Source organism: Dapis hubbardiae BLCC-M172 (assembly GCF_050016015.1).
Lineage (GTDB): Bacteria > Cyanobacteriota > Cyanobacteriia > Cyanobacteriales > Microcoleaceae > Trichodesmium.
In genome coordinates this window covers 1-1,226 of the sequence record NZ_JBNHEQ010000087.1, presented here as the reverse complement: position 1 = coordinate 1,226, position 1,226 = coordinate 1, and the positions used below count along the sequence as shown (strand labels likewise).

Genomic DNA, 1,226 nt, shown 5'->3' with positions numbered 1-1,226 from the left:
GAATTAGGGAGATAATCTCCCTAATTGAAAAATGCAAAAGTGTAGTTTATGAGAATATAAACGATGAAAAGCAAGAGAAAAGTCCTCAAAATTTCGTTAGTAACAGGATATAAATCAAAAACTTACCAAGAAATATTTCAAGAAATTGAAGAGCAGTATTTTAATGGAATTAACAAAAATACTAAACGCAAACGTAGTCGTTCAAATATTAACGACCAAAACTCTTTTAACAGGACTAAACTTATCTATTTCAATAGAATCCCTGATTGGAATGAGTGCCCTACACTAGAATCATTGAAAACTTCATTATACAGTTTTACTCCTGGAACAAAGTCTTTTAAAGATGCTTTTTATGTTTATAAGCAGATAGCATTGAAGGCTACAAACAATCAAGAATTGATTAAATTCTTTATCGGTATCGACACAACACAAGTTGTGTTTCAGCAAAAACAAAGTGTGTCTTGGAATGATTTCTTTTCTTGGTACAAAAACTGCTATCAATCCTGCGATGGCTTTTACAGTAGTTGGTTGTGGGTGTCGGCTATGTGTGTGGTGTATGGTTTACGTCCATCTGAGGTAGCAGCAGCACAAAACCTGACTAAACCTGGGTAAATAATAACGTAATCATACCTCCTATTAATGACTTTGGTAACAAAAATATGCTGCTAGTAATAGGAGAAAAGACCTATTTTGGTGCCACAACAAAGACAGGCTTAAGGATTGCTCGTCCTATGATAATGGACAAAGACATATTTAGTCAGTTGGGGGTAAGAAATATAATGCTACCTAAATTAAATAACAATTCGTCAAATCCAAAAACTTTAGTAAATCTATTTTCTAATAGGTTCAGAAAAGCTTTAGTTAGGATGAAGTCGCCCGTAACTCAAGCTTATGCTTTCCGCCACCTGGCTAACCAGTTGGGAGAAAAATATGGCATCCCTCAAGAGATAAGAGCTAGGTCGTTAGGACATTCTGTGAATGTGAACGAAAGTGTTTATAAGTCTAGGTTTAACCCGCAGATAGAGATAGACTTACTGCTGAACTTTTCCTCAGACAGGCACTAAGTGTACTTTTTAGGCACATCGTGTCTAAAAATGCACTTTTTAGCCATATCATGCCACATCATGCACTTTTAGACACATCTAAAGTATCTCTTTTAGCACATTTAAGTCTTTTTTAGACACATATGTACTTTTTAGACACGCCTAAATACTGCTGATTTATTA

Annotated in this window: 2 protein-coding genes; both read left to right on the top strand. The window is 34.9% G+C overall.

Annotated features, from left to right (window positions below):
• The first annotated feature begins 63 nt into the window (after nucleotides 1-63).
• A complete protein-coding gene (locus ACP6PK_RS08625; RefSeq protein ID WP_426559261.1) occupies nucleotides 64-612 on the top strand; it encodes a hypothetical protein in 549 nt (182 codons plus the stop codon).
• Nucleotides 613-659: 47 nt separating this feature from the next.
• The gene (locus ACP6PK_RS08620; protein ID WP_426559260.1) at nucleotides 660-1,064 is read left to right on the top strand and encodes a hypothetical protein; all 405 of its coding nucleotides are present in this window, start codon (nucleotides 660-662) and stop codon (nucleotides 1,062-1,064) included.
• The last annotated feature ends 162 nt before the right edge of the window (nucleotides 1,065-1,226 follow it).